This window comes from Photobacterium piscicola (assembly GCF_900166965.1).
In the GTDB taxonomy this organism is placed as follows: domain Bacteria; phylum Pseudomonadota; class Gammaproteobacteria; order Enterobacterales; family Vibrionaceae; genus Photobacterium; species Photobacterium piscicola.
Map to the genome: position 1 here is coordinate 485,488 of NZ_FUZI01000002.1, position 24,946 is coordinate 510,433.

The following is a 24,946-nucleotide window of genomic DNA, read 5'->3' on the forward strand; positions in this document are numbered from 1 at the left end:
GATCGTCCTTTAGTAATTAGCTGATACGCATCAGAGAAGAAGAAGATTTATCCATTTCTTCGGCTGTTTTCATTAACTTCACTTGCATTTCAAAGTGACGCTGTAAATCGATCATACTGGTCATTTCGGCCACCGCATTAACATTACTGCCTTCAAGCATGCCTTTAGCTAAACTGACGCTAGCATCGGCATCTAATGGATCACGATTACCAATCACCTTAAAGAGACCATCTGTATCTTTAAACAGACTTCGATTTTCAGGTTTGACTAACTTAATACGATCAACCGTTACCATCACATCTGATGGTGCTCCCTTAGGGATTACTGAGACCGTACCATCTTGACTAATCTCAATTTTATTAATCGGCAGAGGAATAAAGATCGGGCTATCATTGCGCCCTAAAACAAGCTGACCATTACTATTTTGCAGCATGCCCATCTGATCAACGTTAAGATGTCCCGCGCGAGTATATCCTTCTTGACCACCCGCATCTTGAACAGCCAACCAACCATCACCTTGTACCGCAACATCAAGATCACGCCCAGTATTGATCATCGAACCTTGAGCAAAATCATTGCCCGTGCGCTCTGCCATAGTAAACACACGACTCGGCACTCCATCACCAAAAGCCTGCATACTACGCGCTTGCTGTAAGTCAGCACGAAAACCTGTAGTGCTCACGTTAGCAAGGTTATTGGCATGTACTCGCATGCCTTGCATATCTTGTTTTGCCCCGCTCATAGCGAGAAACAGCGCCCGATCCATTTTTTTGACACTCCTCTGTGCATTAGCCGATTTAAAGCAAAAACTACGCCAAGATGTGGGTAAAGAATAACAACGGCTAAGAATTGAGAACTGAAGATACAAAAACGCCACCGATAACGGTGGCGTCGAGCGATTAATAATAATTAACGCATTTGAAATTAACGGATCTGAAGAATATTTTGTTGCAGCTGGTTATTAACATCCAAGGCACGAGAACTGGCTTGGAAGTTACGCTGGGCACTGATCAAATCCACCAGCTCTTGAGTCATATCAATGTTGGATTGCTCTAAAGTACCACTTTTGATGGCGCCAAATGAACCTTGAGATGCATCCCCCCACACCACTTCACCCGACTCTTGGGTTGCATTCCATAGCGAGCCACCAAGTTGCGTAAGCCCTTGCTCATTGGCAACTCGAGCCATCGCCACGCGACCAACAACTAAATCTTTACCGTTTGAATAAGACGCCATAATGTTACCTTCAGGATCAATATCCACTTTAGATAAATACCCTGTTGATGCACCATCAACATCCTGAAACTTACGCACTTCAAACGCCGACGCATACTGCGTTGGATCTTCATAATTCATGGTGATTGCTTGAGTGCCATCCGCACCACCCACATCAATAGCCGCCTCGGCAAAACTTTCCATCTGAATATTTAATGGTGTTCCAGGAATAGCAGCGTCAGGCGGTACTGCTGGTGTTGCTTTTAGTGGTTGTCCATTAGCATCAAACTTCATCATATACCCCAGATGACCATTTGAACCTGCGACTGAATACCCCGTAGGTAAAGACTCTGCTTTAGCATCTAATGCTTTTTCTTTGCCGTTATTATCAGTCACGGTTTGGTAGACTTCCCATGTATTGGCATTGGTTGATTCTGGTGCTACGGCATTAGGATCATACTTAGCCACATAATAAGTGGTCATTTTATATGGCTTACCGAGTGAGTCATAAATAGTTGATGAGGTAGAACGACTGAATGAGTCACTATTTGTAAAATCAAATGGCTGCGTTTTAGGTGCAGTCTCTTTGTTAGGCAAGTTAAGCGAAACTTTGATATTTTTAGACGCCGTTGGCTGTCCAAATACATCATCAATTTTTAAAGATTTAGCCTCATAAGAAGCAACAGTATTTGAATCTTGATTAACAGGATAACCGAGTAAAAACTTTCCTTCCGCATTAACTAATTCATTTTCATTGTTTAACTGAAACGCACCATTACGGGTTAAATTACTGTTTGCAGCTTCATTTTTATTATCTGCCACCGCAAAAAAACCCGCACCAGATACCCGTAAATCTAATGGGTTATTGGTATAAATGCTTGAACCTTCATGGAACTGTTGTGCCACGGTTGAAGTTTGTACACCACCACCCGTCGTGGTTTTAGCGTTTGAGAAGATGGAATTAGAATACACATCCCCAAACTCTGCCCGTGACTCTTTAAAACCAAAAGTATTGGCGTTAGCAATGTTATTACTGGTGGTATTTAAATCCTTTTGCGCAGCACCCAAGCCACTTAATGCGATATTCATGCTCATCGTAAATTATCCTTGTTGTGTACTAAGTGGTGCCGCGGATTGTGCACTTTTACCAATTTGTAAAACTTCGGCTAAGTTGACAGGTTTGGTCACCCCCGCCAGATTTAACATTACTTTGCCGTCACTATTACCTAATAAAACACTGTTAACATTAGCGTGAGTTAATACTTCAAATTGTTGGCTTTCGCCGCCAACAGTTCCCGATACCGAAAAGTTATATTTGCCTTGTGGCATCACATTGCCAGCATCGTCTTTTCCATCCCATGCAAACGGATGTTCCCCTGCAGATTTTGCACCTAGAGTAATAGTTTTTACTAATACGCCTTGCTCATTTTCAACCCGCAGAATGGCGTTATCGACCCCTTGTTGCATGCGTACCATGCCCGCCATTTCACCGTCATGGTTTTTCAATGCCGATGCACTTGGAATAAGCACATCTTGTCCAACTAACGATGAGGCTTGCAACGCTTGGTTTGATGTCATAGCACTATTGAGTGAACCAAATTGTTCATTCATTTTATTGATACCATCAACGGTAGCAAAAGATGCCATTTGAGCGATCATCTGATCATTACCCACAGGCTTAAACGGATCTTGTTGCGCTAACTGTTTAGTTAACAACGATAAAAAATCGTCTTGTTTTAATTGATTAGTGCCCGTTGTAGGTTGTTCTTGGGCAATCTTTTTATCTTGCATACCTTTTAACTGGTCAAGATAAGAAAGAGATTGCCCGGCACCGTTAATGGTTGTCATAACACAAACTCCTTAGCTTATTTGCCCATCTGCAAGGTTTTCATCAGCATTTGCTTACTTGCATCCGCCACTTGAACATTATTTTGGTAAGAGCGTGATGCGGAAATCATATTCGCCATTTCTTCCATCACATTGACATTAGGTTTATAAATATAACCAGCACTGTTCGCCAATGGATGCTCAGGATTATATTCCGCACTTAATGGCTCATTACTTTCAACAATCCCTTGCAGTTGTACTGGCACGCTAGCATCGCCTTGATTAGCACTATCAAGCGCTGCCGCAAAAATAGGGTAACGCGCTTTATAAGTTTCTTGCGCTGAGCTACTGACACTGTTGGCATTGGCTAAGTTACTAGAGGTGGTATTAAGTCGTACTGATTCAGCACTCATGGCAGAACCGGTCACATTAAAGATATTAAATAAACTCATCCATTATTCCCCTTTCAATGCCTTGGTTAAATTCTTAAATTTAGAGCCTAAAAAATCGAGCGATGCTTGATATTCAATACTATTCTGCATAAATAAATTTTGTTCTAATTGCGCATCAACAGTATTGCCATCACCAGTATCAGGCTGAGTTGGCACTCGATAAAGTTGTTCGCCATTGGCGGCTGGAGAGGCAGTAATATGCCGCCCATTGGTACGATTAAGGCCAACGTTTGCCCCTGCGGTTGCCGATTGCAGGACGCGGCTAAAGTCGATATCTTTTGCCTTAAAGCCTGGAGTATTAACATTCGCAAGGTTGCTCGCTAATGTTTCTGCACGTGTTGCTCGTGCACCAACGGTATACTGATGAATACCTAATGCTTTATCAAAAGAAATCGACATGCTTTGCCTCTACGGTGTTATTTACTGTCACAGTGACAACAGCAGTAAAGCAAAGACAATGCCAAGATGGAAAAGGGAGGAGGAAAAAATAGGGAAAGCAGAGGAAAGGAGCGAGTTACGAGGAAGAGCAGGTGACGAGAATAAAAGCTTGATAGCTAACAATGTAGTACCAATCTTTTCAGTTCGAGTTTAAACCTCGAATCTAGAAACCTTGAATCCTCGCCCCTAAATCACCTGCTCTTGCTATTATTTTAATTTATAAATAATACCGGGATTACAACGTACCATTTCAAACCGATCGCAGAGTCCGGTTAATGATTCAGAAGCACCCAGAAATAAGTAACCACCAGGGTTTAAACTGGCTGCTAATTGATTTAACACTTTTACTTTGGTTTCAGGTGAAAAGTAAATGAGTACATTACGGCAAAATATTACGTCAAATTTACCCAATAGAACGTAGCTGTCTTTTAAATTTTGAGTCCGAAAATTAACCAGCTGTTTTACGCGTTGGTTAACTTGCATGCCACCACTAATATGTGATTCAAAAAATAGTCTTCGACGTTCAACAGATAAACCACGACTTAACGCAAGGTTGTCATATACTCCTTCACGACACATATCAAGCATGGTCTGTGAAATATCAGTCGCCGTGATCTGAATGCTGGGTAGTAGCCCCGGTCGTTTCAATTGCTGTTCTAAAATAGTCATCGCCATTGAATACGGTTCTTGTCCTGACGAACTTGCCGCTGACCATATTTTTAATGGCCTTCTGTTGGCTGCAAGTTCAGGTAAGATCTTATCGGCTAAAACAGTAAAAGGATAACTATCACGAAACCACAGTGTTTCATTCGTTGTCATTGCATCTATCACTGCAACCCGTAATTCTCGATTACGCCCTTTCAATGCGCCTTGCAATAAATCAGACAAAGATGGCAACCCAAAACGTTTAATGAGAGGACTTAAACGACTTCGCACTAAATATTGCTTACTGTCCCCCAAAACAATGCCACACTGTGCTTCAAGAAAATGACAAAAGTCATAATAGTCTTGATCATTTACCGTTAATGTTGTCATCAATTACTCTTTCTTGTTTTTGTCGTTTATTGCATATTAAATAGATTTATTATTTAGAACTAACGCAAGCAGCAGTCGCTGTGGTCATGGCATTTTTTACTGCTCGACCTAGCTCATCAGGATTAAATTTAGGAATAAAGGCATTAGCACCCACACGTTCAACCATCGCCTGATTAAAGACCCCACTCAGTGAAGTATGTAAAATAACATGCAGATCTTTTAACGCGGAATCATTACGAATCGCAGCCGTTAAGGTATAACCATCCATTTCAGGCATTTCAATATCTGATATCACTAAAGCTAATTGTTGATAAATACTGTCTTTTGCAGCCATGGTTTGTAATGTTCTAAAGGCTTCTTTACCGTCTTTCACACAAATGCAATCACAACCGATAGATTCAATCGCACGCTGCACTTGCTTACGCGCTACCATGGAGTCATCGGCAACGAGTACCGTTTTTACGGTTGGTGTTATTAAGCTAATTTCATTCAGTAATTCGCTCGATAACCGAGTATCAACAGGTGAAATTTGATCAAGGATCTTTTCTACATCAAGAATTTCTACCAGTTCATTATCAATTTCAGTGACGGCTGTAAGGTAATTATTTCGTCCTGCGCCTTTTGGGGGTGGTAAAATCGCCTCCCAATTTATATTCACAATTCGCTCAACTGCTGACACTAAAAAGCCCTGCACCGAGCGGTTGAATTCAGAAATGATAATAAAACAATTGCTGATATCTTCGACAGGTCGTCCGCCTGTGGCAAGGCTCATATCTATCACTGATATTGTTTGTCCTCGAATATAAGCGATACCTTTAACAAACGGATGTAAATTCGGCATCGATGTTAACTTAGGACACTGTAAAACTTCTTTAACTTTAAAGACATTAATCCCATATCGCTGACGCCGATTAAGTCGAAAAGTAAGTAATTCTAATCGATTTTGTCCTACCAACTGCGTACGTTGATTAACGGAATCTAAAATGCCTGACATGTGAAAGGGCTTCCTGTCTGAAAATATTAACAACACCAATACAAGCAATTTTTCAAATAATTACTTATGATAAGCCGCTTAATAACCGCATGATTACCACCGACAGAGAGCATAACGCCGTGATCACTCATCGATATTTAAACTTAATTTGCATTATTATCGGCAGTCTATTGCTGAACTTTAGTATTAATGTTCATGCCACATCTATCTCACAACAAAGCCTTATTCAGCAAACAGCAGCAGAGCATATAAAACGTTCGTTAGCGCCATCTGATTTTGGTAGTGTTAATATTACCGCTGCAACATTAGATTCTCGATTACGGTTTCCTACCTGCTCAAGTCCCCTAGTAGCAACCACTCCGGGTAAACAAACGTTATCAGGTAATGTTACGGTACTGGTACAGTGTAATAGTGAAGATTGGCAGCTCTATGTGCCGGTTAATGTTCAACAGACTCTGCCACAAGTGATCGCCACCACCCACCTCGGCCGTGGCGCTTTACTCAGTGCTGCTAACGTAAAAGTTGCCATGGTGGAAAGCCGCTTTCAACGTGGTGTCAGCTTTAATGATCCTCAACAAATTATTGGTTCAAAAGTAAAACGTACCGTGAAAGCAGGTGATGTCATTCAAGCAAATGATATCTGCTTAGTGTGCCGCAATGACAGTGTGTTAATTCGAGCCGGGCAAACAGGATTAGCCATAGTTACCACCGGCAAAGCATTATCAGATGGGGCTATTGGTGATGAGATTCGCGTGCAAAATAGCAAATCAAAGCGAATCATTGATGGGGTCATTACAGCGGTAGGAGAAGTCTCGGTAAAATATTAACAACAACCGACAATAGGCGGCTAAAAATCAAAAATAATACGTCATAATATTTTGGTATTCGTAAACAAAAAAAGCTAAAGTTTATAGTCTATACGTCGATAATTGACTATAACGCTATTGGCATCGACAGGTACTACATTATGACAAACATTGATCATCTTCGTGGTGGGCAACCACTAAATACAGCTCGTACGGTTAACCATACCAAAACGGCAACAACAAATACGCCATCAACCACTGCGATTGAACCTCAACACGACGCGGTATCTTTAAGTTCTCAAGGTAAAGCGGTTGGTCAAATTCATCAACAATTAGCAGCAGAAACCAGTTTTGATGCCGCAAAAGTTGCTGAAATAAAACAAGCCATCGCTAATGGCAGTTATACTATTGATGCCGACAAACTCGCTAATAATATAATCAAGTTTGAAGATGAACTTAACGATCTTTAATGCTGTTATTATTAAGAACTGATGTTATTAATAGACTAATATTATTGCGCATTCACTGTAAGGATCTTGGTTATGAAACACACTATTGAGCAATTGCTTGAGCTTCAACACACGGCTTTGGTCTCTCTTGCTGAATTACTCAACCAAGAAAAAACAGCCATAGCTCATCGACGAGCGTTAGAAATAGAGCAATTTGCAAAAGAAAAACTGACACTGATCAATAGTATTCAACAACATGATTATCTTATTGCTCATCATTCACAGCGGCAACAATTACAAGACGATGCATTACTCGGTCAGCATGTTGAAGAAATTCAACAGCTCGTGACATTATGTAAACAACGTAATGACATCAATGGCGAAGTATTACAACGGGCGCAATTAAGTTTTCATAAACTCAATAACCTATTTCAACAAAGTCGAGGTCGCCACCAGATGACCTATAATTGTGATGGTAAGGCGCAGAATGTTCGCTCATTAGGCACCAACCTTAAAGCCTAATAGTTAAAACATCACTTGTTGATTATTGGGTACATGAAACACTTCGCCGTGTTGCTTCATACGTTCCATTAAGCCTAAATTTAATTCCATTTCAGTTACATAGCTATCACCTACAGGATAACTACGGATCACTTTGGCCCCTCGAATAATACCATCAACAGCACCATTCGTATTTTCAGGGCCTAGTTGCTGATTTGATAACGATGTTGTTGCTGAAATTCGTAATCCATAAATTTGTTCTGATAATTCACGGTACGCATCCACTTTTGATGCACGCATTGCCCGTAAACTTTTTTCTTCTTGAGTACGCCCATTTTGCTCACTAATTGACGCGTAACCAACGGCAAATACTCTTTCATTACTATTGGTTAAATTCGGGTGAGTACCACTATTTGAAGAAGAGCACCCAGATATTAAGATTAATAACACCATTATTAGCCATTTAGTCATCACGGTTATCCTTAAGGTCGTAACACAATATTATTGGTAGTAGGCTGTTGTTGTTCCGTTCGAATAATCACCCCATTACGGATTTGAATCTTATTCATAAAATCCAAATCACGCCCAATACGCTCTGCAGGTAAAAAGCCTTGTGCCGTGGCAATAACAACATGCGATCGCATTCCGATGATTCTTGCATTCACAAGCACACCGCCGCTTTGACGTAACATTGTCCCCGTTAGCACATAATCAACCGGCTGTTGCGCTGACAATTCTTGCCAATTACGGCTAATACTAAAATCACCATTACGTGTTACTTTAATCACCCCTGTTGATTTGTAATCAACGACCGTAAATCCTCGTTGCTGCATCTGAAACATAAAATTTTCACTAACCACATTACCCAACCAATTAGTGACCCCCATATCTTGCAGATCAACAAACGACGTCACAGCCAAAGGCGTACTTGCTGTTAAATATTGATTGGACTCAATAAGTTGATTTGTGAGTCCTTCAACAAAATAATCGACCGTATGACGAGGCGTCGTTGTTAGCGAATACCCCGCTGAAGAAAATGGCTCTTTACCGTTATAAACTTGGGGTCCTGTACAAGCTGTTAATAGTAGCGCACACACCACCAGTATAAATTTGTTCATTGTTGGTCACTCTTGCTACGTGTGATAAGGGATATATCGTTCACGAATACAATTTCTTTAATGAGAAGCACCAATTGGGAACACTCTTTGCATTCCGTTGTGGTTATGTCCTGATCAAAGCAAAAAACATACCTAAATTGGCCTTTTATGAATAAAAAATTATTACTCTGTTTAAGTGCGTTATGGTTGTTCGTATCACACTCAAGTCATGCCCAATGGGTACAGGTGACAGGTGAAGCTAACATTCTTGAAAGTAAAGCGACCGCACGCGTCAATGCCTTAGAAAATGCGGTCTTTCAAGCAATGACATTTACGGGAGGTGAGATTGCCAGCCTACCGATGCTTAAAACTTATTTGCAAGAAGATCGGCAACAATACCGTTTTAGCGGTAATGAAATTCGACATATTAGCGTGCTAGAACAGAAAGATGCTGGCGGCAAAATGTATGTTACAGCCAGAATAGATATTTACCCATCGGCAAAAAGTTGCCACAAGGTACAATATAAGAAAGGATTATTACTGGGGAAATTTTCACTCGCGGAGCCACAACAAGCAGCGATGGGCAGTATTTATCAGCTAGGGGATGATTTTTCAAAGGTCTTACAAAAAAATATTCAGCAACGTTCGCAAAGTTTTTTAGTAACAGGTGTTACCCAAGTGCCTGTTAGTGCTAACCATGCAGATGCGATGATGATGTTAGCTGAAGATAATGACGCACAATATTTGGTCAGTGGTGAGATCACGGATATTTCCGCTACCGTTGATGATCATCTATTACAACCCAACACCATTAATCGTCAATTTGCGTTAACTCTTAATATAATGGACGGTAAAACAGGTGAGACAATCTACCAAAATAGTTACCGTGATATTGGTTTATGGCCCTTTGCTCGTACAAGTTATGTTGATACTAAAACGGCACGTTTTTGGGTATCACCGTATGGGCAAAGTATTCAACGCGTCACTCAAAATATGATGTTAGATATTGAAAGTGCCCTTTCATGCCGCGCTAGCCTGCCTGAAATAATTAATATCCATCAAGGCGTCGCTCAAATCAATGTTGGTCGAGTACATGGGGTTCACAACGGTGATCAACTTAAATTATGGCACAGCGCAGGGTTTATCGATCAGAAAGGTATTCCACGCAACCGTATGGTTGAAACAGCGATCACACTTACCGTTAATCGAGTCTATGAAAAGTCTGCAGAGCTTAGTGTTAATCAACCACAACTGGCATCTAGCATTCAACCTGGCGATTTACTGACCAAGCAGTTGAATCAATAACACTATTTTCTTAAACTCTGTTGATTTTCGTGTACACTATCGCTCTGACCTATTTGATTTAAATAAATAGTGTCACATTAACCAATAGATATATTATCTAAATGTGTTAATCAGTAACGAGAGTTTACTACTTTGTCCCCTTAGTTCAGCTGGATAGAACAAGGACCTCCTAAGTCTTAGACACAGGTTCGAATCCTGTAGGGGACACCATATTCTAAAAAGTCAGCCTCTGTGCTGACTTTTTTACATCAAAAATTATCATTCAATATATCGTTACCTTCTATAGTCAACATTTCAACATTCCCTCTTTAATTCAGAATCTAATAACTCAGGTCACATATAAATAAGTCATAAATATTCATGCAACAAATGTATGTTTTTTTATTTTTAGTCTTTTGTGTATTTATTTAGACACTTTATCTGCTATTAAATGAGTAACTAATATGCAATATCTGATTGTCATTTAAGAACTTATTACTCTTATATCTTCGTAGTAGAGTGAATATAGAAAGCTAATTAACAATTATTTATTACACATAATATTAGCTATAAATAGTAATGGAAATTGACATGAACAAAGAAGTTATTCTTTTTGATATAATTCAAACAACGCTAGATTTAGAACCATTAAAGCCTAAATTTGAAGAGACTTTTGGTAGCCAAGATGCTTTACCATTATGGTTTTCAAGATTATTACATACTTCAACAGTCTGTATTATCACAAATGTAAGCACCAACTTTACTGTATTAGCCAGTGCTATGCTTGAATCAGTAGCTGATTATTATCATTGTCAATTAACAGAATCAAAATGTAATGAGCTATTAAGTGCTTTTGCAAACTTGCCACCCCATGCAGATATGAAATCCTCATTGCAAAAATTGCGTGCAAACGGCTTTAAAACCGTTGCTTTTGCTAATTCATCCTTGAGTTTTCTCACTACTCAAATTAAAAATGCTGGCTTAATTGATCTTTTTGACGATATTATATCTGTCGAAAAAACAGGAAGTTTTAAACCCGATCCAAATGTATATAAATATGCCGCTAATATTCTTGAAGAGCCATTAGAAAATCTTCGTTTAGTTGCTACTCATGATTGGGATACCCATGGTGCTTTAGCTATCGGTTTAAAAGCAGCTTATATTGAGCGTGGCGGTGCTCCATACAATCCTCTGTATTTAAAACCAGATATTCAATCAAACGTGATGGATGATATAGCTGAACAAATTATTGCTCGTTGCTTACCGGAGTAAAAATAGACTATTATTAAAAAGCATATAAAAAAGGCCGAGTAATCAATGATTATTCGACCTTTTTTGTATTTACAACAGTATATTATTATTTAGACGTAGACTTATGCGTCTTGAGACTGAGTGTGTTACGCACAAAGGCAACAATACGGAAAATATGACTAATTGCAGTGAAATAACATACAAACATCACTAAGAAAGCAACAAACATCGTTGACTCAGCAATACCAAGATAATCAGTCCACAGACCAATGATCGAACAGACTAATGCCATTGAACAAATCGTCAATAATGTCTGACGAGATGATAACCCAAGACGTTGAAAAATATGATGTAAATGTTCACGATCGGGTTTAAATGGTGACTGACCTTTACGAATACGACGGATCATAATCGTTGCCATATCCATTAATGGAATCGCAATTAACCATAGCGCTGTAACAGGTTTAAAAGCATATAGCTCAGGATCTTGGGTTGCTTTTATCAGTAACCATACAACAGTAAAGCCGATAAACATACTGCCAGCATCACCCATAAACACTTTTGCTTTAGAGCCAAATGGAATACCAAGGTTAAGCATAATGTAAGGGATAATCGCAGTCACAATTAAACAACAAACGGTCCCTAAATACGTATTGCCAGATAAAAAGAAAACAAACCCCATCGAGCCAATAGTTACCGCCGCTAACCCGCCTAATAAGCCATCAATGCCATCGACCATATTAAATGCATTAATCGCACCAATCACACCAACAATAGTGATGATATAACTAGTGAACACCGATAATTGAATGGTTTCACTGCCCATTAGAAAGCCAAGGTTATGAAGACTATGGCCACCAATTACAATCATCGCGATAGAAATAGCAGCTTGGACAATTAATCGTAATTTGAAACTAATATCTAAACGATCATCGAATGCACCAAGAATAATAAGTACTAAAGCAGAGCCTAAATATAAATATAAGTCACGGGTATGTGGTAGAAATGACAAAAAGGTAACAGATATGGCCGCAAATATAGAAATACCACCAATTAAAGGAATCGCACCTTTATGATGTTTTCGTTCATTAGGTTTATCAACTAAACCCACTCTTTTGGCTACTACTCTCATCACAAACAAGAAAATCAGTGATGAAATAAAGATAAAACAATATCCAATAAACATAACAAACACTTTTTTAAATCTTATACATTCCGCATATAAAAAAGAAAAAATAGGAATAATAATAGTGAACTATTACTTTCCTACTTTTTCTATTCTTTGCGATCATAGATCAATAAATTATATATAAATATAATAATTCATTGGTCTCCGTTATTAATCTTCTTGGAAGATATCTCTAGTATATACTTTATCAGCTACATCATTCAATTCTTCAGCCATGCGATTAGAAACAATAACATCACACTCATTTTTAAATTGATTTAAATCTTTAATAACGCGAGAGTGGAAGAATTCATCTTCAGTTAATACTGGCTCATAAATAACGACTTCAATACCTTTCGCTTTAATACGCTTCATAATACCTTGGATACTTGAAGCACGGAAATTATCAGAGCCTGACTTCATGATTAAGCGATATACGCCAACACGCTTTGGATTACGCTTCATGATTGAGTCAGCAATAAAGTCTTTACGAGTTGTATTTGCATCAACAATAGCGCCAATAATACTATTAGGCACATCTTGGTAGTTAGCACGTAACTGCTTAGTATCTTTTGGTAGGCAGTAGCCGCCGTAACCAAATGAAGGGTTATTGTAATGACTACCAATACGAGGGTCTAAGCCTACACCTTCGATGATTTGACGCGCATTCAAATCATGTGTTTCAGCATAAGTATCTAGCTCATTAAAGTAAGCCACACGCATTGCTAAATAAGTGTTTGAGAATAGTTTAACTGCTTCAGCTTCTGTTGAATCAGTAAATAGAACATTAATGTCTTCTTTGATCGCGCCTTGCTGTAGTAGTTCAGCAAATACTTTAGCACGTTCACTTTGCTCACCAACAATGATTCGTGATGGGTACAAGTTATCGTATAATGCACGGCCTTCACGCAAGAATTCAGGAGAGAAAATAATATTTTCACAACCAAACTTTGCCTTAACTTCTTTAGTATAACCCACAGGCACTGTTGATTTGATAATCATCACAGCATTAGGGTTAATAGCCATAACATCTTTAATGACCGCTTCTACTGAAGAAGTATTAAAATAGTTGTGAACGGAATCATAATCTGTTGGTGTCGCGATAATGACATATTCAGCATTTTTATATGCTAACTCTTTATCTAAAGTAGCAACAAAGTTAAGTTCTTTGTTTTCTAAGAAATACTCAATTTCACGATCAACAATTGGTGATTTTTTATTATTAAGAAGGTTTACTTTCTCTTCAACAATATCGATAGCAATAACTTCGTTGTTCTGTGCCAATAACATGGCATTTGACAGACCTACGTAGCCTGTACCTGCAATAGTAATTTTCATGAAATCTCTCTTAGATAATACTTTCAATAGCCGTTAGGTATTTATTGATTATGATTTTTTCATCGAATTCGCTTTCAATCTTTCTGCGACTCGCTAATCCCAGTTCAAGACGTTCTTGATGAGTATGTTCAATTATTTTAGTCAGCATTTCCACTAGACTTGCCGTAGAACGTGTTTGACAAAGATAACCATTCACTCCATGGTCAACCGTTTCACGACAACCAACATTATCAGTTGTCACAATAGGTTTACCCATTGCACCCGCTTCAAGTAACGACTTAGGTACACCTTCACGATAGAAAGAAGGTAACACCATGCAATCTACTTTTGCTATCTCAGCTTCAACAGTATCTGAGAAACCAAGATAATTAACAATGCCTTCATCAACCCATACTTGCATTTCAGCTTTTGAAACAGCAGATGGGTTATTTACATCAAGAAAGCCAAGTAAATTAAATTGTACTTTATCGCCATAACGTTGCTTTAGTTCACGAGCAGCTTCAACATAATGACCGATACCTTTATCGTAAAGCATACGCGCCACTAATAAGAAAGTGACAACGCCATCATCAGCCGCTGGTGATATTGCAAAGCGTGAGAGGTCGGCACCAGAACCAGGTAAACGATCCGTCTTTGAAATATCTGCCAGTTTGTTATCAATGAATAAGCCGCGGTCATCTTCATTTTGAAAGAAAATTTTACTGGCTCGACGTTGACTAAACTTATACAAAGCTCGTGCAATTTTTGCCGTCATATTTTCATTGATAAAAATAATGCCAAGTCCAGCAATATTATTAATGACTTTAGTACCATTTTTTGACGCAGCCACAGTACTATAAATATTATTTTTAGGTGTAAAGTTTAATACAACATCAAACTTTTCAGCTTTAAAAATAGTATTAAAAGAAAAATACGTTTTAGCATCATTAATTGGATTTGTGCCACCTTGATCAATATCAATGTGGATAAATCGAGCACCTAATTGTTCAAGTTTCACTGAATAATCATCTCGAGGAGAAATGGCAGCTACAGTATGACCCGCTTCAATTAACGCTAATATAGTGTTCTTTCTAAAGTTAAATAAATACCAACTTGTATTGGCTGATATAGCTATCTTTGCCATGGGATCACTTATTATAAAATTCTTTATACCAACGAACGAGGTTCGCAACGCCTTCTTTAACACCAACTTTTGGGGTATAGCCAGTTACTTTAAATAGATCTTGAGTATCTGCATAAGTTTGGTATACATCACCAGGTTGCATGCCTCGGAAGTTTTTAGTTGCTTCAATACCTAATTCAGTTTCAATGGCTTTAATAAATTCCATTAAGTTAATTGGGCTACCGTGACCAATGTTATATACGCTATAAGGTGCAGAGCTTGATGCTGGTGTACCTTCTTCAACTGTCCAATCATCATTACGGGCAGGAACAACATCAGCGATACGAATAACACCTTCAACGATATCATCAATGTAAGTAAAGTCGCGCCACATATCACCATTGTTGTTGATATCAATTGTTTCGCCATCCAAAATTTTCTTAGTGAAAATATAAGGAGCCATATCTGGGCGACCACAAGGTCCATACACAGTAAAGAAACGTAATCCAGTTGTTGGCATGTTGTACAGGTGAGAGTACGAATGCGCCATTAACTCATTAGATTTTTTCGTTGCTGCATAAAGAGATACAGGATGATCTACTGTATCTGATGTTGAAAATGGTGTTTTAGCATTAAGACCGTATACAGAACTTGATGATGCATAAACAAGGTGGCCAACATTATTATGACGGCAACCTTCTAAAATATTAAGGTGACCAACAAGGTTACTATCTGCATATGCCATTGGGTTTTCAATCGAGTAACGTACACCAGCTTGAGCGGCAAGGTGAACAACGCGATCGAATTTTTCATCAGCAAATAAATCAAGTACATCTTGCGAATGAGCAATATCAATTTTCTTGAAAACAAATTTATTATTTTCTAATAATGGTGCTAAACGTGCTTCTTTTAACGCTACATCATAATAGTCATTGATAATATCGATACCAACAACGTCATGACCTTTTTTTAATAATTCTTCACTTACTTTTGCACCAATAAAACCGGCCGCGCCCGTTACTAAATATTTCATTATTTTACCTTATAATCTTGAGTCCATAGATCACCGATTTTTAAGTCCCAATCATCAGGCATCGTTAAAAATCCGGAGGCTGAATACATTGTCAGCTCACTAAACGTTATTTTTCCATCATAAAAATATAAGTCGACTCGTACAAAATCGTATTGTTGACCAATTTTTTCTGCAATACGGATCATTTCATCGATGTATTCTGGTTTTTCTGGTGCTGGATGACAACGAGGATGATGATATTCAAACCCAAGCTCCTCCCAATTAGCATCATAAAGATTACGAGTCATACTGGTAAATCGGCCAGAATCTAACTGGATAAAACCGACTTTGCCGTTGAATACATATAATTTGTAATCATCAGGCTCATGACCATCAAACTCTAAATACTCTTCAATAAACACCCGTGGTGGAATATTTTCATATGCCCACTCACCTAATGCACCTGATTGATCTTTTTTCAGCCAATCTTTTGCTAACGCTTTCATCTTTGTTTTAGGAAGATGATTACCATGACGAATAATTTCAATTGTCTGGCTAGTATGGTTAGCTTTATATACGTAATCTTTAGGTAATGTTGATAAATCTAAATTATCAAGAGACTCAGGAGAATCCCCCACCCAAAGCATTTTTGGTAGATATAATTCAGGAACTATATCTTTAACAAAATCTTTGGCTTTTATTTTATCAGCACCAATTGTTAATAATTCACTGCGATCTGCAATCTTTTTACACTGAATTTTTTCGTTATATGTCCGAGGATTATCAAAATTAATAAATCGCTTAAATTTACGAAAAAATAAGATTTGCAATCTTGTTTTAATTGGTATTTTAGAGATGATCTTGGAGAACAATCTAAATTCTAGACTTTCCACGTTACACCCTCACTTATTAATACATTTTATTTACTTAATATGATTTATAAATATAGAATATCTGTCATTTCAACAATAAATAATTACCATTGTTGAAAGATGTTTTATTCATAAATTGTATAGTTAATTTATGATAATATTTTCTATTCTATAAGACGAAACATAACTATATTATCTCTTACTGTCCTTCAATAAACAGCATTTATTAGCACAGACTTTAATATAGCTAATCAAAATTATATTGACATTACGGATATTGATAATATTTTTAGTCACCATATTTATGGTTAAACGCTACAACTTACCGCTTTGTTAACATCAACATCTACTTTTTAATAAATATTTAGCACTTCAATTATCTTTTCACTTTAAATCACTAAATAGAAAAACACTCTTATAAAAGAAAATATTATAGCTTTAATAAGCTAATATTTATCAATTTTCATATTTACTTCTAAATCATAAAAGAGTGGTATAACTTAAAACACTAATTCTAACTTTCACCTCCAATTATAAACGTAGGAGAAGAGAGTGACTACCTATTAAATGAAATACTTCCATTTTTTATAATCAGATATAGGTAACCACATTATCAATCGTTAACAACATTGAATATATTAAAAACATTGAATAAATTAAAAGAACGATCTAAATATATAATAAATACTTATTATATTATCCACATCAACTATTAACCATTAATACTTTTTATATATTCAATATGATTTTTAAATATTGGACCATTATTTGCTTGATGGAAGTTAATTTCTCCCCAACCTGCATTATATTCGATAATTGACATATTACCATTATTATCAACGGTCAAATCCCACGAAATAATACCATGGCTTTTTAGCCATTTATGCTTATCTTTAGCAAGTTCTAATAAGTCATTAAAATAAGGAATAACATAACCATCAGAGAAATTAATCAATGTTCCTGGATGTTGTTCATATTTATTAAAATGATGATCAATTGCAAAATCGCGTAACTTTCCAGTCTCATCAACACCAATAGATATGCCACCAGATGAAGAATTATCGACTCTACCACCATTTCCCATTCTTAGTACTGTTGAAATGGGATAAACATTGCCATGATAAGAAAAAGTCATAACTCTAACAGTATTAATCGATGATGGATTAAAAATAGCTAAATCATCATGCTGTTTTATAACCGGCTGAACAACAAAATCATACTTTTTATCGAAATAAGACTTTAAAAATGGAATAATGTGGCTTGTATTACCAATCTCAACACTCTTTCCACCACCAGTACCAATACTGCGTTTAATTACAAATTCATTATCCGCTGATTCATGCTCCAATAATATAACTAAATCATCAAATTTAATTACTTCACTCTTGCTATTATAAATAGTGCCTGAAATACAATTAGCTATATCAGGTACTGTATGGCTATTTAATATATTTGATATATAACCTTTATGATCAAGAAAATCATTAAGGCTGAAATCATTAACCTTAGATTCAACTTTATTATAAAAATAAGGTTCAGATAAATATTTATCTGATTCAATACCACATACGGATTGGTATCGATGGTTCCAGAAGCGTCCTGTAATTGGGCTAAGTAAGTTTTTACACTTTAACGATTCTGGATTTTTTATACCATACTTAACGTATTTAGCATTGGCTAAAACAGAATAAGCTAAACGACGAACATTACTATCTTTCATATCTAGTGAAACCTTATACAACTTATAACAATAATGAATAGAAATTATATTTAAATTCATTTCATAAAATGCTCGATAGGTGGACTATCAAAGCAAACGACTAATCTTGTCGTTTATTATTATAAGCATCTAGATTTCGATAAAATAACTAATAATTTAGACTTATGCCCAACTTTCAGGAGAATAAATAATATTAAGTGTAAATGTTTATAAAAAAAGATAATTTACATTATTTCAACAACAAAAATACCCACTATCAATTGATATTCTTTATGTATTCCATGTGCCTTTTGAAGACAGGGCCATGAAAAGCTTGATGTGATTCCAAACCACTCCAAGCAGTATTGCATTCAACAATAGTAACATAGCCATCATTATCTACACTTACATCCCAGGAGATAATTCCATGACTTTTAAATAACTTATGCTTATCTTTTACCACTTCAACCATTTCATTAAAATATGGTATTTCGTAGTTATCAGGAAAACTAAGTTGTGTTTGGGGATGACGAGTAGTTTTATTTAAATAACAGTCAAAACCAAAAGTAGTTAAAGAACCATCATCTTTAATTCCAATACACAAACCACCGGCACTAACATTATCAATTCGGCCGCCAGGTCCACCCATTTTTACCATACTTGAAACATGATGAACATTATTGTCATAAGCTAATGTCATAATACGTACAGTATTTAGTGATGATGGATTAAAAGCAGCTAACAAATCATGTTGTTTAATTAATGGTTGGATAACGAAATCATATTTCTTTTTTGCATATAAATTAAAAAAAGGAATAATTTCATTCGCACTTCCAATCTCTACACTTTCACCACCACCAGTCCCAACACTTCTTTTAATAACAAATTCAGTATTATTAGGATCATTACGTAATCGTTCAGCAACTATACTTGCATCAATAACTTTATCTTCAGCATCATAAACAATACCAGAAATATAATTAAACAGTAATGGAATTGCATTTGACTGTAAGATCGAAGGTAAATAGCCTTTATGATTAAAATAATCGCTTAATTCAAAATTATTTATTTTTGCTTCTATCTTATTAAAATAAAAACAATCTGATACATAATCATTTGACTGTATTCCAGAGAGTTGCTCAAATTTATAAGATGAAAAACGTCCCATTATTGGGCTTAAATTATTTTTCCGTTTAAAAGACTCAGGATTCTTAACACCCCAAATTAAATCTTTTATTGTTACACGAAGCTCAAAAAAACGACGACGTAAAAAGCTATTTTTCATTTTAAACCTTAACTTTACTAAATTATTTATAATAAATAATTTAGTAAACATTTCAAAATCCAAGTTAGATTTGTATTTATATTAATTACTTACTCAACATTACATAATAATAAATTAAATCATGAAATAATTTCTTTGACCTTAGAGATATAGTTATCATTTGAATAATCCTGATAAAATTTATCTAAAGTCGATTGCTCTTCTTTTTTTGTATTTAAATTATCAAAAACAAATTGAATAGATTTCGGACTAAAATCATCCATCAATATTGAAAGATTAAGCTTATCTGCAATCTCAACCATACCACCATAATTCATAGTTAATACTTTACAGCCAGCAAAAACACCTTCAACCAAGGTTAATGGTGCATTTTCATAACATAATGACGGTAATAATACATATGAAGAGTTTTCAAAAATAGATTTTACAATTTCAAATTTTTGTAACCCATGTAATACAATAGTAATATTTTGCTCTTTCAGAGTATCAACTAGTCTCTCAATATCATCAAAATAAGGACCTTTTCCAATAATGTTGATAGTAATATGCTTAGGTGATACTAATTTTGAGTCAGCTATCGATTTAATAAAATCATAAATTCCTTTATCTTTACTTAAACGCCCAGCAAAGGTAATAACAACGTCATCATTATCAAGTTGACACGATGAAATAGTTGCAGATGTCGGATTATGTACAACACTTACAATAGAAGGATCGAATCGCTTGACTACTTGCTTATAAATAAATTCACTCGGACACATAAAATGATCAAACGTTTTTTGCAAATTCAATACAGAATAATATGGATACCACTGCACTAACCTTGCCAATCCATAAATATAGCTACGTCTATCAAGTTTTTTAGTCACTAATTGTTTAAATGAAGGTGGATCTTTAAAGAATTTTTTTTCTGTATTTTCATAATAAGATAAAGAATTTGAAGCAGAAACTATATGGTAATCATGAACAGTCATAATTACTTTAGCTCCAGTTTTTTCTTTATATTTATTAATTTCAACTAAAAAAAACGGACTCCATAAGTGATCAAAGTTATGGATTAAAATAATTTCTGGCTTACTAATTGCTAATTTTTTTCTAATTATATCAATCGCGCTATAATTGCAACAATATCCTACAGCATTAAACTTAAAATAATCATCACCAAAAATATAATCAACATTATAACCTTGATCTGAGAATAATAATCCAGACTGTGTTGCTACATGTCCAGCACCACCTCCTCGATGATCACTAATAACCAGAATTTTTTTACTCATTATTATTTACTCTTTATTAATCAATTCTTCTAAAAGGTTAAAACTGTTTTCACTATTAAAATCACGGACGTCAGATAATGTCTTTCCGTTTAGAATTAATTCTAGTTTATCAACAAATATTTCCGTATTAAAACATGGAACCAAGTAGCCATTAATTCCATCACGAATAATTTCTTCAGGACCACTTTGACAGTCAAAAGAAACAACAGGAGTACCTGCAGTTAATGATTCTGCCAATACATTTGGATATCCTTCATAAAGAGAGGTTAATATCGTTACTTTTGCTCGATTATAATAACTATTAACATCATTAGTTGAACGAACTCGTAATATTTTAATATTATATTTATTTTCTATGACAGATAATTCTTTATCTAATTGCTCTTCAAGAACACCTTTACCAACAATACAAACTTTAGCTTGCTCTTTATTAATAATGCTATCGATAACGGAAACTAAATACGGCAACCCTTTCTGCTTGCTTATTCTACCAACAAATAAAATATCAATATCTTTCTCTACATTTTCTTTTTTATAAACACTAGTAGATACTGGATTATATATAACTGTAATTTTACTCTCAGGTACAGAAAGGTAATTTACCATGTCATTTTTCATGTCATTGCATTGGGCAATAAAACAATCAATACGACGATATATTATTTTAGTTAATAAAATAGTCACCCATTTTTTTATTGAATTTTTAGATGTATATAAATCTCGGCTTAGATAATTCACATTACGAGATATTAACTTAAATTTCTGTTTACAGCCAAATTGGCGATAGAACCATAATGCAATAGACATTTGATGATTAAATACTATAACTGTATCAGAAAAGATAAAGTTTATAGCCTTTACCTTTTTAATCATCGATGAAGCATCATGACAACCTAAAGTTATAATCTCAACACGCTTATCTACAAGATCAATATAAGAATCTTCATACTCTTTAAATATAACAATTCGTATCTTATAGCCATTATCTACCAAATAGTTTGCATAATTTACACAAACGCGCTCAGCGCCACCCTTCCTTATTGCATCAATAAATAAATCTATACTTTTTTGTGACATAATATAACCAAATAAATAATAGTAAGTAATCAATAAAGGCTATTAATTAAACCTTTTCTTTCGATAATAAAAATAAGATACAAGCAGGTATAATCATACTTACTATTAGCTTCATAGCTAAATCACCTATTGTTGAATCTATATTGATATAATGATTAACCAAAAAGCTAGAAATAACTATTGGAATAGTGATTAATAATAATCTCTTGAAATATTTTAATACAGGAAAATTGAAATATTTATATGAAACTATAATATTAACAAACCATTCAAATATGGTTGCAAATATTATGAAAAATAATACAACATAAATACCATAAGAATGGATAATGAAAAATAACACTCCAAGAATAAATTTAACAATCAATCTTATTTTAAAATATAAATCAGTCCGTCCTTCAACTGATAAAATATTACCAAATAAATTAGATAATGGCACAATAAAGAAAGCAATAGCTAATATTGATAAAAAAGGACTAGCATCAATCCATCTTTCACCTAATAACTTCAATACTATATTATGAGAATTAAATGATAACCATAATGTAATAGGTAAATAAACAGCTACAATATAAGAAGCTATATTATTTAAATTATCAAAATAACACTTATTATTATTTCTTAATTTACTAATAATAGGGTAATTTACACGACGAACAACTGTTGTTATCGTCATAGATGGTACTTCTGTAAGTTTTGTAGCCTGATTATAAAAACCAAGATCCGTTACAGAATAAAACTTACCAATACCCAAATTAAACATATATCTATACGCAACATCAACAACATTGCCTAGTAATAATTTATATCCAAAATTTAAATGTTCTAATAATAGTGGCATTTTAAAATGCCCAGTTGGTCTCCAACCGATCACATACCAAAAAATAGCACATCTAATAATAGATAAAACAACAGCTTGTGCAATTAAAGCCCATACACCAAAGCCAAGTTTAGCTAAAATTAATGCAACTATACCACTGAAAATAACCGAAAATAATGTAATTTTAGCCTGTGTTTTGAAATTAAGATCGATTGTTAATTTTACACGTTGAATTTGTTCCAATGCAGTAAATATAATACTTAATGCATATACTTTGAGGTAAATTTCAGCTTGAGGTAAATTTAAAAAATGCGATAAAAATCCTGATGATAAGAAAATAATAACATAAAGCAATATACCAAGTGTTATATTAAAAATGAATACTGATGTAAAATCATCGGCAGATGGTTTAGATTTTCTAATTAGACTACTATTTAAACCACCGTTACCTATAACATTCGATAAATATACAACGACTGAAATTAAACCAATCACACCAAAATCAGCAGGAGTCAGTAGTCGAGCTAACATGATGGTAATAATTAATTGGCTACCCTGAGAGCCAACACCATCAATAAAGCTCCAAAAAAAAGCTTTGAATTCTCGAATATTCACAAAAACAGATCCCTTTGTTTACTCGACTTCACTTTTGGTTCCATTGTCTGACTCCTCTAATTCTGGTTTATTATTAAAGACTAAAAAGAAATAGAATATAAATCCAAAGTATAAAAAACTTAATTTAGTTAATAATATAACTAAAAACATAATTCTATTGAGTAATGTTTTAGATTTAATAAATAAATAAGATATTATTATTGCTAATCCAGCAAATCCAAATTTAATGATAAAGAATAACCACATACCATTATCATTCAACGAAGCTATACCTAATTTAAATATATCTCCTGTTGTGTTCATTATATGTGCAGCTTCAGGCATAATACCTAAAGCACCATTGCCAAAGATAAGGATCATTAAATTCTGATCAAATACCATATCATTCAAATTACTACGAATATCTTGAGCATCACCACCCAATGAAGTTAGGCGCTGAATAGCAATACCTATAATAGCAGCCACAAGTAATGGGGATAACAAAAACAAAATATATTTCAAGTAACTCGCTTTACTGCGTAAAAGGAAATAACCAATAATGATTAATCCATAAACAATTGCGGCAACAGAAAAAGATAAAATAATAGATAAAGCAGAGAAAATAACTAATTTATCTACTTTCGGATTTAAATAAAGTTTGGATGCTAAAAGAACAACAATAAATCCGGCATACGTTGATGGTTCTTCATAGAATCCAGTACAACGATATATATTACCAATAAGAGGGACAAAGATATCACTGCCATATCGTGATGACTCCCCTGTTATTAATTTTAATGGATCAATATAAATACCAGTAGGGAATACTATTATAAATTGAATAAAGAACATCGATAAATTAAGAATTAAAACATATTTAATCATTCTTTCTAATTTATCGGTATCCCCTTTTAAAAATACAAAAGTACTATATACCGAGAATAACTTTACGATCATACCCACAGTAAAACTATAATAAGTATAATTTATTAGATTATGTATATGAGGGTAAATTTTAAGTAGTGAAGGTAACGCAATTAGTGCAATAATTCCAGAAAGCAATATAAAGGACTTAGTACTCTGACTATCAATCTTATGATCACTATAAGTAAAGTGTAATACCCACCCTATAGCTATTAATGGAATCATTAAGTCATATCTTAACTCATTAATGTTTTCCATAAATCCGATAAAGATAATTGCTACAGATATCCAAAATACAACTTGGCTTATTTTAGTATTTGACATCATATTTATTAAATCATAATGTGAAGTGAGATGTATAATAAATTACCAAGTTATACATTATAATTTGGTAATTTATTGTATATATAATCAGTAAATATAATGAAA

Annotated in this window: 25 protein-coding genes and 1 tRNA gene; 6 read left to right on the forward strand and 20 right to left on the reverse strand. The window is 34.9% G+C overall.

Annotated features, from left to right (window positions below; translation table 11 throughout):
* Positions 1–16 precede the first annotated feature (16 nt).
* The 7 genes from flgF to CZ809_RS08485 all read right to left on the reverse strand — a co-directional run bounded on the left by flgF (position 17) and on the right by CZ809_RS08485 (position 5,961).
* The gene (gene flgF, locus CZ809_RS08450) at positions 17–766 is read right to left on the reverse strand and encodes a flagellar basal-body rod protein FlgF (protein WP_080157006.1); all 750 of its coding nucleotides are present in this window, start codon (positions 764–766) and stop codon (positions 17–19) included.
* Between the two features lie 158 nt (positions 767–924).
* On the reverse strand, positions 925–2,310 hold the full coding sequence (gene flgE / locus CZ809_RS08455; protein WP_080157008.1) for a flagellar hook protein FlgE: 1,386 nt from the start codon (positions 2,308–2,310) through the stop codon (positions 925–927).
* A 6-nt stretch (positions 2,311–2,316) separates the two neighbouring features.
* On the reverse strand, positions 2,317–3,063 hold the full coding sequence (flgD, locus tag CZ809_RS08460; protein ID WP_080157009.1) for a flagellar hook assembly protein FlgD: 747 nt from the start codon (positions 3,061–3,063) through the stop codon (positions 2,317–2,319).
* 17 nt (positions 3,064–3,080) lie between these two features.
* Positions 3,081–3,494, reverse strand: a complete 414-nt coding sequence (gene flgC, locus CZ809_RS08465) for a flagellar basal body rod protein FlgC (RefSeq protein ID WP_045036601.1) — start codon at positions 3,492–3,494, stop codon at positions 3,081–3,083.
* A gap of 3 nt (positions 3,495–3,497) precedes the next feature.
* Positions 3,498–3,893 carry a flagellar basal body rod protein FlgB gene (flgB, locus tag CZ809_RS08470; RefSeq protein ID WP_080157011.1) on the reverse strand — a complete coding sequence of 132 codons (396 nt, stop codon included), beginning with the start codon at positions 3,891–3,893 and terminating at the stop codon, positions 3,498–3,500.
* 246 nt (positions 3,894–4,139) lie between these two features.
* The gene (locus CZ809_RS08480; protein ID WP_080157014.1) at positions 4,140–4,967 is read right to left on the reverse strand and encodes a CheR family methyltransferase; all 828 of its coding nucleotides are present in this window, start codon (positions 4,965–4,967) and stop codon (positions 4,140–4,142) included.
* A gap of 49 nt (positions 4,968–5,016) precedes the next feature.
* Entirely contained in the window at positions 5,017–5,961 is a 945-nt protein-coding gene (locus tag CZ809_RS08485) for a chemotaxis protein (protein ID WP_080157016.1), read from the reverse strand.
* 119 nt (positions 5,962–6,080) lie between these two features.
* Here CZ809_RS08485 and flgA point away from each other — a divergent pair, with 119 nt between their 5' ends.
* The 3 genes from flgA (at position 6,081) to CZ809_RS08500 (ending at position 7,738) form a co-directional block, all read left to right on the forward strand.
* Positions 6,081–6,788, forward strand: coding sequence for a flagellar basal body P-ring formation chaperone FlgA (gene flgA / locus CZ809_RS08490; protein WP_080157017.1), 708 nt, complete (start codon positions 6,081–6,083; stop codon positions 6,786–6,788).
* A 140-nt stretch (positions 6,789–6,928) separates the two neighbouring features.
* Positions 6,929–7,237, forward strand: a complete 309-nt coding sequence (gene flgM, locus CZ809_RS08495; protein ID WP_080157019.1) for a flagellar biosynthesis anti-sigma factor FlgM — start codon at positions 6,929–6,931, stop codon at positions 7,235–7,237.
* A 72-nt stretch (positions 7,238–7,309) separates the two neighbouring features.
* On the forward strand, positions 7,310–7,738 hold the full coding sequence (locus CZ809_RS08500) for a flagella synthesis protein FlgN (RefSeq protein WP_080157021.1): 429 nt from the start codon (positions 7,310–7,312) through the stop codon (positions 7,736–7,738).
* Positions 7,739–7,741: 3 nt separating this feature from the next.
* On the opposite strand, the gene CZ809_RS08505 is transcribed toward CZ809_RS08500, so the two are convergent.
* Both CZ809_RS08505 and CZ809_RS08510 read right to left on the reverse strand, forming a co-directional pair.
* Positions 7,742–8,188 (reverse strand): LPP20 family lipoprotein, encoded by a 447-nt coding sequence (locus CZ809_RS08505; protein WP_080157022.1) that lies wholly within the window; start codon positions 8,186–8,188, stop codon positions 7,742–7,744.
* Positions 8,189–8,199: 11 nt separating this feature from the next.
* Positions 8,200–8,835, reverse strand: a complete 636-nt coding sequence (locus CZ809_RS08510; RefSeq protein WP_080157024.1) for a FlgO family outer membrane protein — start codon at positions 8,833–8,835, stop codon at positions 8,200–8,202.
* A gap of 147 nt (positions 8,836–8,982) precedes the next feature.
* On the opposite strand from CZ809_RS08510, the gene CZ809_RS08515 reads away from it, so the two are divergent.
* The 3 genes from CZ809_RS08515 to CZ809_RS08525 all read left to right on the forward strand — a co-directional run bounded on the left by CZ809_RS08515 (position 8,983) and on the right by CZ809_RS08525 (position 11,370).
* Complete coding sequence (locus CZ809_RS08515; protein ID WP_080157026.1) at positions 8,983–10,119, forward strand: flagella assembly protein FlgT; 1,137 nt, start codon at positions 8,983–8,985, stop codon at positions 10,117–10,119.
* Positions 10,120–10,253: 134 nt separating this feature from the next.
* Positions 10,254–10,329: transfer RNA gene (locus CZ809_RS08520), tRNA-Arg, on the forward strand.
* Between the two features lie 360 nt (positions 10,330–10,689).
* Entirely contained in the window at positions 10,690–11,370 is a 681-nt protein-coding gene (locus CZ809_RS08525; protein WP_080157027.1) for a haloacid dehalogenase type II, read from the forward strand.
* Positions 11,371–11,455: 85 nt separating this feature from the next.
* Here the strand turns inward: CZ809_RS08525 and wecA are convergent, their stop codons facing one another.
* The 11 genes from wecA to CZ809_RS08580 all read right to left on the reverse strand — a co-directional run bounded on the left by wecA (position 11,456) and on the right by CZ809_RS08580 (position 24,844).
* The gene (gene wecA, locus CZ809_RS08530; RefSeq protein ID WP_080157029.1) at positions 11,456–12,535 is read right to left on the reverse strand and encodes a UDP-N-acetylglucosamine--undecaprenyl-phosphate N-acetylglucosaminephosphotransferase; all 1,080 of its coding nucleotides are present in this window, start codon (positions 12,533–12,535) and stop codon (positions 11,456–11,458) included.
* Between the two features lie 153 nt (positions 12,536–12,688).
* Complete coding sequence (locus tag CZ809_RS08535; RefSeq protein WP_080157031.1) at positions 12,689–13,855, reverse strand: nucleotide sugar dehydrogenase; 1,167 nt, start codon at positions 13,853–13,855, stop codon at positions 12,689–12,691.
* Between the two features lie 10 nt (positions 13,856–13,865).
* Positions 13,866–14,978, reverse strand: coding sequence for a glycosyltransferase family 4 protein (locus CZ809_RS08540; RefSeq protein ID WP_080157032.1), 1,113 nt, complete (start codon positions 14,976–14,978; stop codon positions 13,866–13,868).
* Positions 14,979–14,982: 4 nt separating this feature from the next.
* On the reverse strand, positions 14,983–15,990 hold the full coding sequence (locus CZ809_RS08545; RefSeq protein WP_080157034.1) for an NAD-dependent epimerase: 1,008 nt from the start codon (positions 15,988–15,990) through the stop codon (positions 14,983–14,985).
* Positions 15,990–16,862, reverse strand: coding sequence for an ATP-grasp fold amidoligase family protein (locus CZ809_RS08550; protein WP_080157036.1), 873 nt, complete (start codon positions 16,860–16,862; stop codon positions 15,990–15,992). Before CZ809_RS08550 ends, CZ809_RS08545 begins: the two co-directional genes overlap by 1 nt.
* A 691-nt stretch (positions 16,863–17,553) precedes the next feature.
* Positions 17,554–18,561 carry a sugar-transfer associated ATP-grasp domain-containing protein gene (locus CZ809_RS08555; RefSeq protein ID WP_158258900.1) on the reverse strand — a complete coding sequence of 336 codons (1,008 nt, stop codon included), beginning with the start codon at positions 18,559–18,561 and terminating at the stop codon, positions 17,554–17,556.
* Between the two features lie 256 nt (positions 18,562–18,817).
* Positions 18,818–19,876 carry a sugar-transfer associated ATP-grasp domain-containing protein gene (locus CZ809_RS08560; RefSeq protein ID WP_080157040.1) on the reverse strand — a complete coding sequence of 353 codons (1,059 nt, stop codon included), beginning with the start codon at positions 19,874–19,876 and terminating at the stop codon, positions 18,818–18,820.
* 68 nt (positions 19,877–19,944) lie between these two features.
* Positions 19,945–21,102, reverse strand: coding sequence for a glycosyltransferase family 4 protein (locus CZ809_RS08565; RefSeq protein ID WP_080157041.1), 1,158 nt, complete (start codon positions 21,100–21,102; stop codon positions 19,945–19,947).
* A 6-nt stretch (positions 21,103–21,108) separates the two neighbouring features.
* Positions 21,109–22,179, reverse strand: coding sequence for a glycosyltransferase (locus CZ809_RS08570; RefSeq protein ID WP_080157043.1), 1,071 nt, complete (start codon positions 22,177–22,179; stop codon positions 21,109–21,111).
* Positions 22,180–22,225: 46 nt separating this feature from the next.
* The gene (locus CZ809_RS08575; protein ID WP_080157045.1) at positions 22,226–23,614 is read right to left on the reverse strand and encodes a lipopolysaccharide biosynthesis protein; all 1,389 of its coding nucleotides are present in this window, start codon (positions 23,612–23,614) and stop codon (positions 22,226–22,228) included.
* 18 nt (positions 23,615–23,632) lie between these two features.
* Positions 23,633–24,844, reverse strand: coding sequence for a hypothetical protein (locus CZ809_RS08580; RefSeq protein WP_080157046.1), 1,212 nt, complete (start codon positions 24,842–24,844; stop codon positions 23,633–23,635).
* Between the last annotated feature and the right edge of the window lie 102 nt (positions 24,845–24,946).

Excerpts from the sequence above, each read along its gene's own strand:
- CZ809_RS08515 (WP_080157026.1), top strand. The coding sequence starts at position 8,983 with ATGAATAAAAAATTATTACTCTGTTTAAGTGCGTTATGGTTGTTCGTA.
- CZ809_RS08535 (WP_080157031.1), bottom strand. The coding sequence starts at position 13,855 with ATGAAAATTACTATTGCAGGTACAGGCTACGTAGGTCTGTCAAATGCC.
- CZ809_RS08505 (WP_080157022.1), bottom strand. The coding sequence starts at position 8,188 with ATGACTAAATGGCTAATAATGGTGTTATTAATCTTAATATCTGGGTGC.
- flgE (WP_080157008.1), bottom strand. The coding sequence starts at position 2,310 with ATGAGCATGAATATCGCATTAAGTGGCTTGGGTGCTGCGCAAAAGGAT.
- CZ809_RS08510 (WP_080157024.1), bottom strand. The coding sequence starts at position 8,835 with ATGAACAAATTTATACTGGTGGTGTGTGCGCTACTATTAACAGCTTGT.
- CZ809_RS08570 (WP_080157043.1), bottom strand. The coding sequence starts at position 22,179 with ATGTCACAAAAAAGTATAGATTTATTTATTGATGCAATAAGGAAGGGT.
- CZ809_RS08560 (WP_080157040.1), bottom strand. The coding sequence starts at position 19,876 with ATGTTTACTAAATTATTTATTATAAATAATTTAGTAAAGTTAAGGTTT.
- flgF (WP_080157006.1), bottom strand. The coding sequence starts at position 766 with ATGGATCGGGCGCTGTTTCTCGCTATGAGCGGGGCAAAACAAGATATG.
- flgD (WP_080157009.1), bottom strand. The coding sequence starts at position 3,063 with ATGACAACCATTAACGGTGCCGGGCAATCTCTTTCTTATCTTGACCAG.
- CZ809_RS08500 (WP_080157021.1), top strand. The coding sequence starts at position 7,310 with ATGAAACACACTATTGAGCAATTGCTTGAGCTTCAACACACGGCTTTG.
- CZ809_RS08485 (WP_080157016.1), bottom strand. The coding sequence starts at position 5,961 with ATGTCAGGCATTTTAGATTCCGTTAATCAACGTACGCAGTTGGTAGGA.
- flgB (WP_080157011.1), bottom strand. The coding sequence starts at position 3,893 with ATGTCGATTTCTTTTGATAAAGCATTAGGTATTCATCAGTATACCGTT.
- CZ809_RS08480 (WP_080157014.1), bottom strand. The coding sequence starts at position 4,967 with ATGACAACATTAACGGTAAATGATCAAGACTATTATGACTTTTGTCAT.
- wecA (WP_080157029.1), bottom strand. The coding sequence starts at position 12,535 with ATGTTTATTGGATATTGTTTTATCTTTATTTCATCACTGATTTTCTTG.
- CZ809_RS08580 (WP_080157046.1), bottom strand. The coding sequence starts at position 24,844 with ATGATGTCAAATACTAAAATAAGCCAAGTTGTATTTTGGATATCTGTA.
- CZ809_RS08525 (WP_080157027.1), top strand. The coding sequence starts at position 10,690 with ATGAACAAAGAAGTTATTCTTTTTGATATAATTCAAACAACGCTAGAT.
- CZ809_RS08565 (WP_080157041.1), bottom strand. The coding sequence starts at position 21,102 with ATGAGTAAAAAAATTCTGGTTATTAGTGATCATCGAGGAGGTGGTGCT.
- CZ809_RS08555 (WP_158258900.1), bottom strand. The coding sequence starts at position 18,561 with ATGAAAGATAGTAATGTTCGTCGTTTAGCTTATTCTGTTTTAGCCAAT.
- flgM (WP_080157019.1), top strand. The coding sequence starts at position 6,929 with ATGACAAACATTGATCATCTTCGTGGTGGGCAACCACTAAATACAGCT.
- CZ809_RS08540 (WP_080157032.1), bottom strand. The coding sequence starts at position 14,978 with ATGGCAAAGATAGCTATATCAGCCAATACAAGTTGGTATTTATTTAAC.
- flgC (WP_045036601.1), bottom strand. The coding sequence starts at position 3,494 with ATGAGTTTATTTAATATCTTTAATGTGACCGGTTCTGCCATGAGTGCT.
- CZ809_RS08545 (WP_080157034.1), bottom strand. The coding sequence starts at position 15,990 with ATGAAATATTTAGTAACGGGCGCGGCCGGTTTTATTGGTGCAAAAGTA.